Consider the following 16,565-nt stretch of genomic DNA (forward strand, 5'->3'; position numbering starts at 1 on the left):
TATAATGACTTTTAGAATCAATCAAGAATTACTGACGGGGTGAAGAAAATGAAAATCTTAATGGTGGAGGACAATCAAACCTTATGCGAAATGATGGCAATGTTCTTCAAAAAAGAAAAATGGGAGGCTGGCTATGCGCAAGATGGCGTTAAAGCCGTGGAAATGTTTAAAAAGGATCCAACGGGCTGGGATATTGTCTTGCTGGATCTCAATCTGCCCAAGATGGATGGGATGCAGGTGGCAGCTGAAATGCGCAAAATTTCGCCAACCGTGCCGATCATCATGCTGACGGCACGTGACTCGGAAAGCGATCAGGTGCTGGGGCTTGAAATGGGTGCTGACGAATACGTTACCAAGCCATTTAGTACGATTGCACTGATTGCCCGGATTAAAGCTCTGTATCGCCGCACCCAGCTTAATCAGCTCAGCAGCAGCACACAGCAGATTGCCAGTGACTTTGACGTGCAGACGCCGCATTTCAAGCTGAATTCCAAGACGCGCGAGGCATTTTTGGATGACCAGCAGATTGAAAACCTGACGCCCAAAGAGTTTGACCTGCTAAAGACGCTGGCTTCCAAACCGAAACAGGTATTTACCAGAGAACAGCTGCTGCAGCTGGTCTGGAACTATGAATACTATGGTGATGAACGAACAGTTGACGCACACATCAAAAAGCTGCGTCAAAAGATTGAAAAGGCTGGTCCCCAAGTTATTCAAACGGTATGGGGCGTTGGCTATAAATTTGATGACAGCGAGGTTGAGGATCAATGAAGCTGATCTACCGGCAGATGCTGAGCTTTTTTGCCGTCATCTGCACACTGCTGATCATTGTAACCATCTCATTTATCAACGTTACTAATCGAACCTTGTATACCAATACCTGGCGAGAATTGCAGCAGGACGCCGATAGCCTGATTCAAGACTCCATTAAATATGATCAGACAACGCGCCAGTTTAAGGGATTAAAGACGTCATCGCTGAAAAGCAATGCAAATCTTTTAGCGCGGCAAAACGTGCACTTTGCGATTTATGATGCCGACCAAAAGAAAATTTTTGCCAGCAACGGCTATACGGCGACGCTGACCAAAAAAGAATGGCAGGCCCTAAAGCAGGGGAAGACGATTCAAAAGAAAATCGATCATCCCCGTTTAGACGTCTCTGATAAAAACAGAACAAAAGAAAAGTCAAAGCCGGGTCCGCATCCAAGCATGACCGATATTTTAAGACCATATTTTTATCAGGGAAAGCTGGTCGCGGTAGTTTCAATTGGGACTTTTGTATCAACGGTTGAGCAAAGTCGGCACCAGATCCTTAACAATCTGTTGGCAACATTTGTAATCGCGATGCTGGTGGCACTGGTGGTCAGTTATCTCTTGGCCCGCTCAACCACGCAGCGGATCAGTAAAATGCGCCGAGCAACGCACCAGATCGCACGCGGCAACTATAAAGTGCATATTGATACTCAATCAAATGATGAACTTGATGATCTGGGCCGCGACTTCAATCAGATGGCGGATGCACTGCAGGCGTCACAAGAAGAGATTCGTCAACAAGAAGAACGGCGGCGGCGCTTTATGGCTGATGCAGCTCATGAAATGCGGACACCTTTGACGACGATCAACGGCTTACTGGAAGGTCTGGCCTACGATGCGATTCCAGAAGAGGACAAAAAGCACAGTATTCAATTGATGCAAAATGACACGCGGCGCTTGATTCGTCTGGTCAACGATACGCTAGACTATGAAAAGATCCGGACCAATCAGATTTCAATGGACCGCAAAGTCTTTGATGCAACGGCAGTGGTCAATAATCTTCAGGCTCAGCTGCGAAAAAAGGCCAAGGTGCAAAATGATGAACTGGCTGTGGATCTGCCCAAGGTTCTGCGTGTCTATGCCGATTATGACCGGTTTGTCCAGATTATGTTTAACATCATCCAAAATGCTATTCAGTTTACTAAAAATGGCAAAATTGAGATTTCTGGTCGGCGACTGCCAAAGGGAGCTGAATTTGCGGTTAAGGACAACGGGATTGGGATGACTAAAGAGCAGACGGAGCAAATCTGGGAGCGTTTCTATAAAGCCGACCGCTCGCGAATGAACACGCAGTATGGTGAATCGGGGCTTGGTTTGGCGATCGTCCATCATTTGGTTGAGCTGCATGGGGGAACAATCAAGGTTGCCAGCGAACTAGGCAAGGGAACGACTTTTACGCTCTTTTTCCCTGACCGTGAATATGCCCCACATGCCATTACGCCAAGTGGTAAGACTGATGATTAAAAATATCAGTTTCGAAAATAAAATTGCAAACCTTTTCAATTTTAGACCAAATTTTTGAGCAATCGCTTGCAATGCTGATGGTAAATGCTTTTAAGATATCGATACCACCAACGACTTTACTAACTTTAGGAATATAAATACTTGTGAAAACGATTGCATTAAGGTATAGTTATTTTTCGTAAAGTTTTTAACTACTTTTATCGAAATTTTTAAGAGAGAGAGATTTTGATTATGGCTTATCTTATTGCTTTAATTCCAGCGTTGGGCTGGGGTTTTATGCCGCTGATTACTGGTAAGGTTGGTGGATCAGAAGCCAACCAGATTTTTGGGATTGGCGCTGGGGCTTCCTTAGTTGGTTTGGTTGCCTTTTTGATCATGCATCCGCAAGTAAGCATGAAGGCATTTTTGTTCTCATTGCTTTGTGGGGCACTGTGGTCAACGGCTCAGGTTGGTCAGTTCGTTTCATTCAAACGAATCGGGGTTTCCAATACGGTGCCACTGTCAACCGTCTTTCAATTAGTTGGTAACTCGATCATCGGGGTCCTGATTTTCGGCGAATGGCACTCGGCACGGGCACTGACGATTGGCTTTATCGCATTGGCAATCGTTATTATTGGGGCAATGATGACCTCGTTTACCGATCGTTCCAATGGTCAAAACGTTACGACCAAGGATGTTTTGTTTCTGTTGGCAACAACGATTGGTTACTGGATCTACTCATCGTTCCCTAAGATGCCGATCCTGGCGCATGAAGACTCAGTCGGCATCTTCTTGCCAGAAGTACTGGGGATCTTATTGGGGGCCATCATCTATGACCTGGCTTCGGGCAATGCAAAGGCCTTTACGCAAAAAGAACAGTACACCAACATTCTGGCTGGTATCTCATGGGGGATTGCGGCATTTGCCTACATCTTCGCGGCTCGGATGCTTGGGGTTACGGTTGCCTTTGTCTTCACTCAGCTGAACGTGATTATCGCAACGTTTGGCGGAATCTTGGTCCTGCATGAGCACAAGAGCCCACGCGAATCGAAATTTACCTTCTGGGGAATCGTTTTGATCGTAGTCGGCAGCATTGCAACGGCATTTGCCTAAACATAAAAACAAAGACAAGAGAGAAGCAGAATTGCTTTTCTCTTTTTTTATACAACAATTGGTTTATAATTCATTTAAAAACGGGTAAACTAGAGATAGTTTAAAATACATACTAACAAAGAAAGGAAATTTCAACATGAAAAACGATAGTCGCAGCCTGGTCCGGGTAGCGAATCGGCAGCTGGTACTACAGCAGCTGTTCAATCATCCTGCCACGACTCGGGTTGACATCGCACGTGAATTAAAAATCAATAAATCAACTGTTTCCGCAATTTATAATGAACTAAATGATGAAGGATTCATTGAAGAACTAGGACAGGGTGAGTCGACCAATCGTGGTGGGCGCAAACCGAATCTGGTCTGTTTGAACAAGCGGTATGGCTTTGTCGCCAGCTTTGAAATCGGCACTGGTCATCTGCGGGTTATGTTCAGCTATATTAATGGTGAGATCATCAGCTATGAGCAGATTGCATTGGAAAAACGCGATATGCTTTTGATCATGCAGACAATCAAAGAAGTGCTGCAGAAGATGGAACAAAACGATGATACGATCCATGGCTTATTGGCGATTGGCTTTTCTGTTCATGGTATCGTTGACCATAATCAGATCGTTGACGCGCCATTTATCAGTACGAATGGCATTGACCTGGCCGCCTATTTTGAAAATGAGTTTCATGTCCCGACGATTTTGGAGAATGAAGCCAACCTGGCCGCGATTTTTGAGCGTGATTTTGGCGATCGGGAATCATACCGCGACTTGCTGGCCATCAGCATTCATCGTGGCGTGGGTGCCGGAATCATTGCCAATCAGCAGCTGTATCGCGGCTTTCATGGTCGAGCTGGCGAAATTGGCCGCAGTCTGGTCGTTGGTCAGAATGGACAGCTGGTCAAAGTTGAGGCGCTCTGCTCTGAAGATGCGATTCTGACTCAGATTGCTCAAGCAAAGGGATTGGATAATCTGCGACCAGCACGGCTATATGAGATGTATCGGCAGCATGATGAAACCGTCGTCCGCGTGATTGCCCAAGCAATGGGGCATCTGCAAAAGCTGGTTTATGATGCAATCGTCAGTTTTGGTCCGCAGGCAGTCTACTTTGATTCACCGCTGTTTGATGAGATGCCTGAATTATATCAGCATTTGCGCGACTGGCTGCAGGACCGCCAGATCGATATTCCACTGCAGATGATTAAAGGATCTGAAATGGCATCGCTTTTAGGCGCCAGCTCAATGGCTATCCATCGTTTTTTAGATATGGATCGCTATTCGTTGATCTTAAAGTGGCCGAAATCGGTTTCCAACATTAAGTAAAAAGACTCGTCATTGAGGCGAGTTTTTTTATTGCTCGCTTTTAAGCGCAATAAAAAAGCCCGACAGTAAAACTGCCAGGCAAAATACTTACTATCGATATATTGAGAGGGTTTAGGATTCAGCAAGTAAGATTAGATTTAGATTTAAGATTTGAGTGGGATTTTGAATAATGACTGAGATTAGTTCTTGGAACCAGCGTGATCACGAAGCTTCTGTTCAATATCTTCCAGCGACTTGCCACGGGTTTCAAAGACCTTGGCATGGACGAACCAAATACCGAAGAAGCAAAGGACGCCATAGCCGATAAACAGACTACCCGTACCGAAGAAGTCCAGCAGGGTTGGGAAGGTTAATGAAACAATCAGGTTGGCAGTCCAGTTGACCACGGAACCAAATGAGTTGCCCAGGCCACGAATATTAAGTGGGAACATTTCACCAAACATGACCCACATAACAGGACCCCAAGTACCAGAGAAGAAAGCAATGTAAATCGTCATGGCAACGACACAGATGACGGCCGCTGCCTTTGAACCGCCAGAGAATTTCATCCCGGCACTCATGACAAACAATGAGATCCCCATGCCAAGGCCACCATAGATCAGCATCTTCTTACGATCAACCTTATCCATGATTGAAAGGGCAAATGCCGTAACGATGACATTAAAGGTCCCGATCCCAATGTGAGCCAACAGCGCAGCGTTAACACCAAACCCAACATCAGTGAAGATCGTTGGTGCGTAGTAGAGCACAGTGTTGCAGCCCATGACCTGTTGGAAGACGGCCAGACCGATTGCTGCAACCAAAGCCGGACGAACCATCGGACCAAACAGTTCTTTTAAGCCACCATTTTTCATGTGGACTTGTTGTTCAATCTGGGTCATGTCTTTATCAACGACGCCTTTGTCATTGTGGTTCATATTCATCAAAACAGCCCGCGCGTCGTCTTCACGACCAATCTTAACCAGATAACGAGGGGATTCTGGCAAGTAAAGGGCACCAAAGAACATAATGGCAGCAGGAATAGCGGCAAAGCCAAGCATCCAACGCCAACCAGTGTACATGTGTTCAAACGACCAGTTGGTGATGTAGGCAACCAGAATACCAGTCATGACCATTAATTGGAACATACTGGAAACCATGCCCCGCTTGTCGGCTGGCGAAAGCTCGGCTAAATAGGTAGGAACCATTGAAGATGATGCCCCAACGGCTAAACCTAAAACGATCCGGAAGCAGAGCAGTGACCAGAATCCCTGTGAGAATCCAGAGCCAAGCGCACCGATAAAGAAGATAACCGATGACAATAATAGCAGCTTACGACGACCATACTTATCAGAAGATGGCCCGATAAACAATGAACCTAAGATGGCGCCCAGCAGTACCGCGGAAACGATCCAGCCTTGTTCCCAAGTTCCCAGGTGCATCTGTTTTTGAATAAACAGAATGGCCCCGGAAATAACACCAGTATCGTAACCGAAGAGCAAACCGCCGAGGGCCCCGAAAAAGTAAATAAAGCCCGCAGATACTTTGCGCATGATTACACAACTCCTTAACTATAAAACACTCCTATTGCTTTAGTTGGTTTGAAGCTAAAACCAACCCGCGAATATAATATAACCGCTTTCAAGAATAAAAGCAAGCGAAATTTCAAAATAGTCGCGTGAATTTTTAGTAAAGAACCAGGTGGCAGCTTTTTAGAAAATTACTGCTGGCGATGAAGCCTTTTTTCTTCATTATATATTTTAAAAGCCGCTGTTTAGGATCGACTGATTCTGAAATTTTTTGCTAGAAAGGGTTTACAAAACAGCAGGCATGGTCTATATTAAAAACCGTAAGTTAGTTGTTTATTCAAACTAATAAATTTCAGGAGGCCCATATTATGAGTGATTTATGGCAAGGTATTGATAAAGTTAAGTATGAAGGTCCACACAAAGGCCTGAACTCACGTCTGGCATTCCAATACTACAACCCAGAAGAAGAAATTCTGGGCAAGAAGATGAAGGATTGGCTGCGGTTCTCAGTTGCCTACTGGCACACGTTTGACCAGCGGCTGGTTGACCCATTTGGTGATGGCACGGCGGTTCGTCCATATGACAAGTATACTGACCCAATGGACAATGCTTTGGCAAAAGTTGACTATGCTTTTGAATTCTATGACAAGCTGGGTGTTGACTACTTCTGTTTCCACGACCGCGACTTGGCTCCAGAAGGCGACACACTGCGTGAAACCAACCAAAACCTGGACAAGGTCGTCGACAAGATCGTCGAATACCAAAAGACGACTGGCATGAAGGTATTGTGGAACACGTCCAACCTGTTTACCAACCCTCGTTTCTTGGCTGGTGCTGGGACGGCTCCATCAGCTAAGATCTACGCATACGCTTGTGCACAGCTGAAGCACAGTCTGGAAGTCGGCAAGCGGGTTGGTGCTGAAAACTACGTCTTCTGGGGCGGCCGTGAAGGTTACGAATCACTCTGGAACACTGAAATGAAGCGCGAACAATCACACATTGCTAAGTTCTTCCACATGGCTAAGGACTACGCAAACGAAATCGGTTTTGATGCTCAAATGCTGCTGGAACCTAAGCCAAAGGAACCAACGACGCACCAATACGACTTTGACGCAGCAACGACGCTGAACTTTATGAAGGAATACGGCTTGGACAAAGACTTCAAGCTGAACCTGGAAGGTAACCATGCTAACCTGGCTGGTCACACTTACCAACACGAAATTCGCGTTGCTCGTGAAGCCGGCATGCTGGGTTCATTGGATGCCAACCAAGGTGACAAGCTGATCGGATGGGACATCGACGAATTCCCATCCAACCTGTACGAAGCTACGGCAGCTATGTACGAAGTCGTTGAAGCAGGTCAAATCGGCCCTCATGGTGGTCTGAACTTTGACTCTAAGCCACGTCGGACTTCTTGGAAGCCAGAAGACCTGTTCTACAGCCACATTGTCGGCATGGACACGTTTGCTGCTGGTCTGCGGGTTGCTGCTGCCCTTAAGGAAGACGGCTACCTGGACAAGGTACTCAAGGATCGTTACGCATCATGGGACGAAGGTCTGGGCAAGTCCATCGAAGAAGGCAAGGAAGACTTCAAGTCGATCGAACCAACCGTTTTGGACACGCCACAAAGCGAACTGCGGGCTGCTACGCAATCTGACCACCTTGAACAGGTTAAGGACACGATCAACCACTTTATGATTGAAACGCTGGCTAAGTAGTCACTTGAAACTCTAACAATACTAATAGAAAGGATTCGCATCGCCGCAGCTGGCTGCGGATCCTTTTTTCTTGGAGGAAATATTATGAACGAATACGTAATCGGAGTCGATCTGGGAACCAGTGCCGTTAAAGTTTCGGCAATGGATCGTTCTGGCAAGATCGCCGCTCAGCAAAGCTATGACTATCCACTGAGTCAGCCTAAGCCAGGCTACAGTGAGCAGAATCCACAAGACTGGCTTTATGGGACAACGATCGGTATTGACCGCATGATCTTAAAAGATGGGATTAAAAAAGAAGAAATCAAGGGAATATCATTCTCTGGTCAAATGCATGGGCTGGTGCTTTTGGATGCGGACAATCAGGTTTTGCGGCCAGCTATTTTGTGGAACGACACGCGTACGACCAAACAGTGCCAAGAAATCATGGATAAGCTGGGTGATCGTTTTGTTGACATTACCGGCAATAAGCCACTAGAAGGATTCACACTGCCTAAACTGCTGTGGGTCAAGGAAAATGAACCGGAGATCTGGGCAAAGGCAAAGACGTTTTTGCTGCCTAAAGACTATGTTCGTTTCTGTATGACCGGCAACCTAGGCATGGATTATTCAGACGCTACGGGGACCGTACTGTTGGATATTAAGCAGGGGCAATGGAGCCAGGAAATCTGTGAGGCCTTTGATATTCCAATGAGCATGTGCCCACCATTGATGAAATCAGTTGACTACGCTGGTAATGTTTCCGCCAGTTATGCAACGTTTTCGGGCCTTTCGACTGCTACCAAGATCTATGGCGGCGGCGGTGACAATGCCTGTGGTGCGGTTGGGGCCGGCATCTTGCATCCAAACATGGTGATGTCTTCGATTGGGACTTCTGGCGTGGTGCTTAAATATGAAGAAAATGCTGACGTCAACTATCACGGTCAGATTCAATATGAATGCCATGCAATTCCCGACACTTACTACTCAATGGGGGTTACTTTGGCAGCCGGCCATTCGCTGAATTGGTTCAAGCACAAGTTTGATCCGGATGAAGACTTCACGACGATGGTCGAAAAGGCTTCTCAACGGCCATTGGGCGCAAATGGCTTGATCTTTACGCCATACGTGGTTGGTGAACGGACGCCGTATGCTGATGCTGATATTCGCGGCAGTTTTATTGGCGTTGACAGCATGCAGGATCGCTATGACTTCTGTCGAGCCGTTATGGAAGGGATCACCTTTAGCTTTCGAGATATCTTGAATATCTATGATCAAAACGGTCAAGAGTTTGACACAGTTGTAGCAATCGGCGGTGGGGCCAAGAGTGACTTCTGGCTTCAGATGCAGGCTGACATCTTCAATAAGAAGGTCGTTGCCTTAACCAATGAACAGGGGCCTGGTTTGGGGGCCGCCATGATTGCCGCAGTTGGTCTGGGCTGGTTTGACTCTTTGCAGGACTGTGCCAAGGAGTTCGTTCACTTTGGCAAGGAGTACCTGCCAAAGCCGGCCAATGTCGCCAAGTACGATGAACTGTATGCAATCTACCATCAAGTTTATGGTCAGACTAAAGACCTGTGCCATGCTTTATTGAACTTCCGTCGTGAAGACTAGCTGGTTGGTCCAATCCTTAAAACTTATTTCATCAATTAACAGCTTAAAAACTCATTTGCATCATTAAAAAGCGTCATGCAGACTTGCTATTAGGGCAATTCTATATGACGCTTTTATGATATTTAAAGTTTTTTCTACTATTATATAGGATCAAAAAAGCAGACAAACAGCGATCAGCGAATCAAGCCATTTGTCCTTATTAAGATGATCATAATTAAACCGAATTCGTAGACAGGTTAACGGACTTGTCTAAACCGAGTTAACAGCAAAATTTGTGAAATGAGTTTTGCCCATTATTAAAAACAATCGGCAAAACGATAATAACCAATATTCTATTTATCAATGAATATGAGCGGGGAAAAATAGAATTGGAGTGTTTTATAGTCAATGGCTGATTTCAATAAAGAGAGCTAAGGAAATAGTCAGCCTGACAGCCTAGAGACAGACTGACCCAATATCTTAAAATCAGCAACATATTAATTTTCCCTAGCTCATGCTATTATTTTATGTAATCGCTAACACAGTAACTTGAAGATTAGAATTATTTTTTGAACAAAGGACGGATTAGAATGGAAATGGTAACTGAGTATCTGGAGTCACTAGGGGTACCGGCTACAATCTGGGAGTACGACCGTGGCCAGTATAGTCTGCAGTTTCGCCAAGGTAAGCTGTTATTGATGGACTATCTAAAAATCTTGCGCCGCTGTCCACATAAAACGCTGCAGTTTTTGCGGCACAGTCAAAATCTTTACAGCTGCTTAATATGGCGTGATCAAACAGTTGTCTTTTTTGGACCAGTAATTGTCAACGTCAGTCAGCGCTATCAAAACAGCAATGAGTTCAGCAGTCATGCCGTTATGTATATGCCTAAGCTGCTGAAGACGGTTTATCTGGAAGAAAGACAGTTTTTGCAGCAGATTTTGGTGTTGGGACGGTTATTAGAACTGCCGATCGATTTTGAAACCATTAGTGACGAATTTCATCAAGCACGTATTTCAAGAGACTTTGATGCCCAATTGCTGAAGCTTCGGATGAGCAGCGAGGGCGGTCACGTTAGCTATCTGTATGAGCGAGAAGTCAAAAAAGCAATCGCACAGGGAAATCTGGCTGCCTTGCCGATTATATTCTCTAAAAATATCAATTCAGGTCGGATCGGCATTTTAGCAGACAATCAAGATGCACTGCGCAACGTTAAAAACTGGGGGATTATCTCGGTTTCCGTAAATCTGCGCGCGCTGTTTCAAGTTGGGCTGGATTATGAACTGGTATATTCACTGAATGATCAATACGTACGACATATCGAATCGTTGACGTCTTACAATGAGGTCCTGGCGGCAATTGAGGCAGCCGATGTGGATATGGCCACACGCTGCCGTGAGATGGTTGATGCCAAGATGACTGCAGCCGTCAGCAAAGTCTTTTGGCAGCTGATGAGTGATCCGACTGCGGACCAAAGCATCGATGAGCTGGCAATGGCGGTGGAATTGTCCAGTCGCTATCTTGGCAGCCAGTTTAAAAAACAGGTCGGGGTCAGCATCAGCCAATTTAAACGCCTGGTTCAGATCAATCATGCAATTGAGGATCTAATTGGTACCAATCTGTCAATGGCAGCGCTCGCCGAACGATATGGGTTTGCTGATCAAGCTCATTTCTCACGCGTTTTCCATACCTTAACCGGGATAACGCCTAAAGAAGCTCGCGCTGATGCAGCCAAAATTGCCGATTGGAACCTTTACGACTATCTTTTTAAGAAGTAATATGAAAAAATAATCATGTGTATTTTTAAATTTTATTACTGAATGACCGTGTTTTTGTCAGCGGTCATTTTTTGTTGACGCTATATGAAGAAAAGAGCTTGATTATTTTAGCGAAATCAAAAATTCTAACTCAGGAATGATAAAAAAATTGATTTTAGGGTAGCGTTTTCAAAAAGGCTATGTTAGATTTTGGTCGTTGGTTGAAAACACAAACTAACGTGCAGCGCTGCACCTGTTTGAATCAAATCTACAAGAGGTGTAAAAACTATGGACAAGCCACAAAACAAGCAAGTCGATGAGTTCGCCAAACTGTCCTGGGGCGAGCGAATCGCTTATGGTGCCGGTGACTTGGCACAAAATCTGATTTTTGGGACAATTGGCTCAATGCTGCTGTTTTACCTGACAACGGTTTTTGGAATCTCAGCAGCCGTGGGGGCCACGATTTTTCTGGTTGTTCGCTGGGTCAATGTTTTTTGGGATCCTTGGGTTGGAACGGTTGTCGATAAAAGTCACTTTAAGCACGGCGGCAAATACAAGCCATTTTTGATTTATTTTGGAATTCCGCTCACGATCTGCTGTGCCATGCTGTTCTTGCCAATTCCAGCCGTCCGCGGCAATGTTGCCTATGCCTTCTTGATGTACCTGGCAACGGCGCTGATCTACTCATTCGTTAATATTCCTTATGGCTCGCTGAATGCTTCGCTGACGCGGGATAACGATGAGATCTCCACTTTAACGACGGTCCGGATGACGGAAGCAAACATTGGTAATCTCTTGGTCTACACTTTTCTGCCATTATTTGTTCAGATGGCATCTCCTGACAAGCATTTAAAAGACATTGGGATGTTTGGCATTAAGCTCAATCTTGGTAACTATGCTTCGCCACATGCTGCTGGAGCCTATTTCCATGTCATGTCGATCTACATGCTGATTGGCTTTATTCTGTTGCTCTGCACCTACTTTGGCGTTCACGAACGGGTGCTGCCGACTGAAGAAGAAACGGCTTCCGTTAAGTTTTCTGACCTTTGGAATGAGCTGCGTCGCAACAAGCCGCTGCGGGTATTAGGCTGCTTTTTCCTGGTTGGCTTTACCTTCATGTTCTTTGGCAATACGGTTTGGCCATTCTTTGTTCAATACAACATTGGCCACTCGGAATGGATGGCTTCAATCAATCTGATTGGATCAATTCCAGGGATCTTCTTAGTCTTCTTATGGCCAATCGTGCGGCGTAAGATCGGTAAAAAAGGATTCTTCCAACTGTTCTTGGGAATGTTTATTGTCGGAACGCTGCTTCTTTGGGTATGGTCATGGCCACAATTTAAGGATAGCATTGCCCTGGGCTACATTGGCCGCTTTATCATGCAGTGGGGGATTACGGCAGCTACTGGTTACATGTGGTCATTGGTTCCAGAAGTCGTTTCCTATGGCGAATGGAACTCTAAGAAACGAGTTGCCGGGATCATCAATGCCTTGATGGGACTGTTCTTCAAGATTGGTCTGGCACTTGGCGGGATCATTCCAGGATATATTAATGCAGCCTGCCACTTTGACGGTACTAAGGCTGCCCAATCGGCAACGGCCTTGAATGGGATCACGATTTCAATGATCTGGCTGCCAATTGTTTTAGCAATCGTCGGCATGTGGGTTATCAGCAAGTATCCATTGTCTGATGCTGATGTTGACAAGATCAACCACGAAATTGAAGATCGTCGTCAAGCCCAAGAAAAATAGCTTTCTTAATGTGGAAATTACGGAAAGGATGAAAGTTCATGAAAATCTATGTTGATGCACGGGCACCGTTTGATGGTGATGGGAGCAAGCATCGTCCGTTTAAAACGATTCAAGCAGCTGCAGATATTGCATTACCAGGCGACAAGGTACGGGTTTTTCCAGGCGTCTATCGTGAAAACGTCAATCCAAAGCATGCAGGTACGGCAGACCAGCGCATCGTCTATGAGTCAGTCGAACCGCTAAAGGCCGTCATTACTGGAGCGGAAGTCGTTAAAGACTGGAAAAAGACTGCAGATGGCATCTGGCAGGTAAGAATTCCCAACAGCATGTTTAGCGAGCGCAATCCATACACGACCAAGATTTTTGGTGACTGGTTCGATGCGCGGATTCTGGCTCATACAGGCGAGGTCTACCTAAATGATAAGGCCTTGTATGAGGTCAATACGCTGGCTGAGGTAAAGCAGCCCGTACGTAATGAAAAATCATGGGATCCTGACTTTACGATCTACACCTGGTATACAGAACAAGATACTGCTACGGATGAAACGATCATCTATGCCAACTTCCATGATTTTGATCCTAATCAGGAAAACGTGGAGATCAACGTGCGTCAAAGCTGTTTTTACCCGCAGGCAGAAGGGATCGGCTACATTACCTTAAAGGGATTTGGCGTTACCAAAGCAGCGACGCAATGGGCTCCGCCAACAGCTTACCAAGAAGGGATGGTTGGTCCGCACTGGTCAAAGGGATGGATCATTGAGAACTGTGAGATCTCGCATTCCAAGTGTTCTGGCATCTCGCTTGGCAAGTATCTGCAGCCAAACAATGACAACAAATGGTCCAAGTGGAAATACAAGGATGGTACTCAGACGGAACGTGATGTGATCTGTCAGGCATCTTATGAAGGCTGGGATAAAGAACACGTCGGCTCGCATATCGTACGGCGCAATCGCATTCACGACTGTGGCCAAACCGGGATCGTTGGCCATTTGGGCGGTGTCTTCTCCTTGATTGAAGAAAACGATATCTATAACATCAATATTCGCCAAAATCTGGTGGGAGCCGAAATTGGCGGAATCAAGATGCATGCTGCCATTGACGTGATCTACCGTCATAATCACATTCACCACTGTACGCGTGGGTTGTGGCTGGACTGGCAGGCACAAGGAACGCGGATTACGCAAAACGTCTTTGATCACAACTCTTTGCCTGAACATTTTGAGGTCGATGAAGAAAACGTAGGCGACGTGCTGCAAGGGCTTGGTGAAGATATGTGGGTAGAAGTTTCGCATGGCCCAACCCTGATTGACAACAACCTGTTCCTTTCTGAACGCTCAATTCGGTTTGCTGCACAGGGAATTGCCATGGTGCATAATCTGATTGCCGGTAGTTTTACCGCGGTCGGTGTTGGGACAGACAATAATTCGGTCAACCTGCCATCCAACCGCTTTACGCCATATCATGAACATCACGGCACCAAAGTAATGGGCTTTATGACGTTCCAACATGGCGACAATCGTTTCTACAACAATGTCTTCGTTCAGCAAAAGCTGCGGCCGGAAATGCAAAAGCTGGCTGAAATGATGCATGACAAGCCAGATGCCTGGGATACCTATAACTTTAAAGTCGGTACCCAGCCATTTGAAGAATATCCAACGTTTGAGGAATGGGACCGTCAGTTTGATGGCTATTGCGGAATCTACGCGCCAAACAGCGATCACTACTATAACCACCTGCCAATATGGAGCGCGGGCAATGCCTACTTCAACGGTGCCCAGTCATGCAGCAAAGATCAGAACCAATTTGTTGACGAAAAGGATCAAGTCGTCCTGGAATTGGAAAAGCGAGCTGATGGCCTGTATCTTAAGACCAATCTGGCGGACTTCCTGCCTCAAAACAACGACGCCAAGATTGCGACCGCTACGCTGGGGATGGCGTTTGAACCAGAAGAGCGCTATGAAAATCCTGATGGTACGCCAATCGTCTTTGATGCCGACTTCTTTGGCAATCATCGTGACGGTGCCAAGGTAACGGCTGGTCCTTTGGTTAAGTTCCAAGCCGAGCAGCGGGTGTTCTAAAAGCTTGATACTGAATTAGCTAAATCACACTGAATCTGAATCAATTAAAAAGCGCTTCGTCATTTTGAAATGGCGAAACGCTTTTATTGGTTGCTTGATCGTAGGTCTTAATGAATTTTAGCGATTTTACAATAGGAGTTTTAGAGAGTTGAGCTGATAAACCAACGATCAAGGCCAAAAATTATTTAACGCAACGAATTAACTGAATGAAAAGGCAGGCCAAAACGATCGCCATCCCAGTCATCCAAAGAATGGCACAGATAAAGAAGCCGGCCGTAAAGCACCAGAAACAACAAAAAGCCTAGTCAAGCGATTTGCGCAGTTCGTTATAGTAAGGCGCGGTCTGATCAATAATCTGGTTGGTAAAGTTTTTCACCAGCAGATATTTGATTGCTGGGTCGTCAAGATTGAAATGCATGGTAAAAAAAGTCATTGATTCATTGCCCCAGCAATAGTTGGTATGCTCCATGCCAATAGGGATGATCATCATTTGACCGGCCTTAATGATTTTTTCTGTTGATTCGGTAACGGTTCTTTGCGCGCCATCCATGATGTACATGATCTCAAAGGCTGGGTGGTGTTCAGTTGGCCAACGCCAGCCAGGCTCGACGGTTTCGACATGACCGCCAAAAAATGAAAAAGTAGTGTTGATTGTTGGCAGATAGCCGTCTTCAAAAAACTGCATGCTTATTCCTCCCGCTTTTAGCTTATGATATTGTATCCGCTTTCCAAAGAAAATAAAACTTGTTAAAATAAACTTGATAGCATTTTAATGGGCAGAGCACGTTTTGGTTATCGATTTCAAAAACAAATCTAAAAAAAGTAAAGCAATTGCAAAATTAAAAGTGATTTGATTTACATTGAGCGGTAAAAGTGTTAAATTATAGATGTAGTTAATAATCATTCTAAACTAAAGGAGAGGATTATAATGAACTTTATCGGTCAAGAAATCGCAGACTTTAAGGTGCGTGCCTATCAGGATGGCGAGACGATGGATGTAACCAAGCAGGACGTTCTTGGCAAGTGGAGCATTTTCTTCTTCTACCCAGCTGACTTTTCGTTTGTCTGCCCAACCGAACTGGAAGCGCTGCAGGACAACTATGAAGCCTTTAAGCAGGCCAACGCGGAAATCTACTCCGTTTCAGAAGACACTGAATTCGTTCACAAGGCATGGGCTGAAGCATCTGAAAAAATCGGCAAGATCAAGTACCATATGCTGGCCGACCCAGCCGGCAAACTGGCGCGGATGTTTGACGTTTTGAACGAAGACGAGGGACAGGCTTACCGTGGCGTATTCATCGTTGACCCCGATGGCAAGATTCAATCATATACCATCAACAACATGGGGATTGGTCGTTCCGCCGAAGAGATTCTGCGGACGCTGCAGGCTGCTCAGTTCGTTCGCGAGCATGGCGATCAGGTCTGCCCAGCCAACTGGAAGCCGGGTCAAGATACCATTAAGCCAAGTCTGGATCTGGTCGGCAAGCTTTAATGATTGCAGGTGAT

Annotated in this window: 12 protein-coding genes; 10 read left to right on the forward strand and 2 right to left on the reverse strand. The window is 45.7% G+C overall.

Annotated elements, in window-relative coordinates; all coding sequences use genetic code 11:
- Window positions 1-48 precede the first annotated feature (48 nt).
- From ABC765_RS02025 to ABC765_RS02040, 4 genes are all read left to right on the forward strand, one after another.
- Entirely contained in the window at window positions 49-771 is a 723-nt protein-coding gene (locus ABC765_RS02025) for a response regulator transcription factor (protein ID WP_033934368.1), read from the forward strand.
- Entirely contained in the window at window positions 768-2,276 is a 1,509-nt protein-coding gene (locus tag ABC765_RS02030; RefSeq protein ID WP_347952776.1) for a HAMP domain-containing sensor histidine kinase, read from the forward strand. The genes ABC765_RS02025 and ABC765_RS02030 overlap by 4 nt, the downstream gene beginning before the upstream one ends.
- A 231-nt stretch (window positions 2,277-2,507) precedes the next feature.
- On the forward strand, window positions 2,508-3,368 hold the full coding sequence (locus ABC765_RS02035) for a GRP family sugar transporter (RefSeq protein WP_347980603.1): 861 nt from the start codon (window positions 2,508-2,510) through the stop codon (window positions 3,366-3,368).
- Window positions 3,369-3,504: 136 nt separating this feature from the next.
- Window positions 3,505-4,677: an ROK family transcriptional regulator gene (locus ABC765_RS02040; RefSeq protein WP_347980604.1), complete on the forward strand. Its 1,173-nt coding sequence runs from the start codon at window positions 3,505-3,507 to the stop codon at window positions 4,675-4,677.
- Between the two features lie 179 nt (window positions 4,678-4,856).
- Here the strand turns inward: ABC765_RS02040 and ABC765_RS02045 are convergent, their stop codons facing one another.
- On the reverse strand, window positions 4,857-6,209 hold the full coding sequence (locus tag ABC765_RS02045) for a sugar porter family MFS transporter (RefSeq protein WP_347980605.1): 1,353 nt from the start codon (window positions 6,207-6,209) through the stop codon (window positions 4,857-4,859).
- A gap of 344 nt (window positions 6,210-6,553) precedes the next feature.
- On the opposite strand from ABC765_RS02045, the gene xylA reads away from it, so the two are divergent.
- The 5 genes from xylA to ABC765_RS02070 all read left to right on the forward strand — a co-directional run bounded on the left by xylA (window position 6,554) and on the right by ABC765_RS02070 (window position 15,059).
- Window positions 6,554-7,903 carry a xylose isomerase gene (gene xylA, locus ABC765_RS02050; protein ID WP_347980606.1) on the forward strand — a complete coding sequence of 450 codons (1,350 nt, stop codon included), beginning with the start codon at window positions 6,554-6,556 and terminating at the stop codon, window positions 7,901-7,903.
- Between the two features lie 84 nt (window positions 7,904-7,987).
- Window positions 7,988-9,493, forward strand: coding sequence for a xylulokinase (gene xylB, locus ABC765_RS02055; RefSeq protein ID WP_347963313.1), 1,506 nt, complete (start codon window positions 7,988-7,990; stop codon window positions 9,491-9,493).
- A 569-nt stretch (window positions 9,494-10,062) separates the two neighbouring features.
- The gene (locus ABC765_RS02060; protein WP_347980607.1) at window positions 10,063-11,250 is read left to right on the forward strand and encodes an AraC family transcriptional regulator; all 1,188 of its coding nucleotides are present in this window, start codon (window positions 10,063-10,065) and stop codon (window positions 11,248-11,250) included.
- 267 nt (window positions 11,251-11,517) lie between these two features.
- Window positions 11,518-12,981, forward strand: a complete 1,464-nt coding sequence (locus ABC765_RS02065) for an MFS transporter (RefSeq protein ID WP_347980608.1) — start codon at window positions 11,518-11,520, stop codon at window positions 12,979-12,981.
- A 38-nt stretch (window positions 12,982-13,019) separates the two neighbouring features.
- The gene (locus ABC765_RS02070) at window positions 13,020-15,059 is read left to right on the forward strand and encodes a right-handed parallel beta-helix repeat-containing protein (RefSeq protein ID WP_347980609.1); all 2,040 of its coding nucleotides are present in this window, start codon (window positions 13,020-13,022) and stop codon (window positions 15,057-15,059) included.
- Between the two features lie 301 nt (window positions 15,060-15,360).
- On the opposite strand, the gene ABC765_RS02075 is transcribed toward ABC765_RS02070, so the two are convergent.
- Window positions 15,361-15,744 carry a cupin domain-containing protein gene (locus tag ABC765_RS02075; RefSeq protein ID WP_347963316.1) on the reverse strand — a complete coding sequence of 128 codons (384 nt, stop codon included), beginning with the start codon at window positions 15,742-15,744 and terminating at the stop codon, window positions 15,361-15,363.
- Window positions 15,745-15,987: 243 nt separating this feature from the next.
- Here ABC765_RS02075 and ahpC point away from each other — a divergent pair, with 243 nt between their 5' ends.
- Window positions 15,988-16,551: an alkyl hydroperoxide reductase subunit C gene (ahpC, locus tag ABC765_RS02080; RefSeq protein ID WP_006500333.1), complete on the forward strand. Its 564-nt coding sequence runs from the start codon at window positions 15,988-15,990 to the stop codon at window positions 16,549-16,551.
- The last annotated feature ends 14 nt before the right edge of the window (window positions 16,552-16,565 follow it).

Source organism: Limosilactobacillus sp. WILCCON 0051 (assembly GCF_039955095.1).
Classification (GTDB): domain Bacteria; phylum Bacillota; class Bacilli; order Lactobacillales; family Lactobacillaceae; genus Limosilactobacillus; species Limosilactobacillus allomucosae.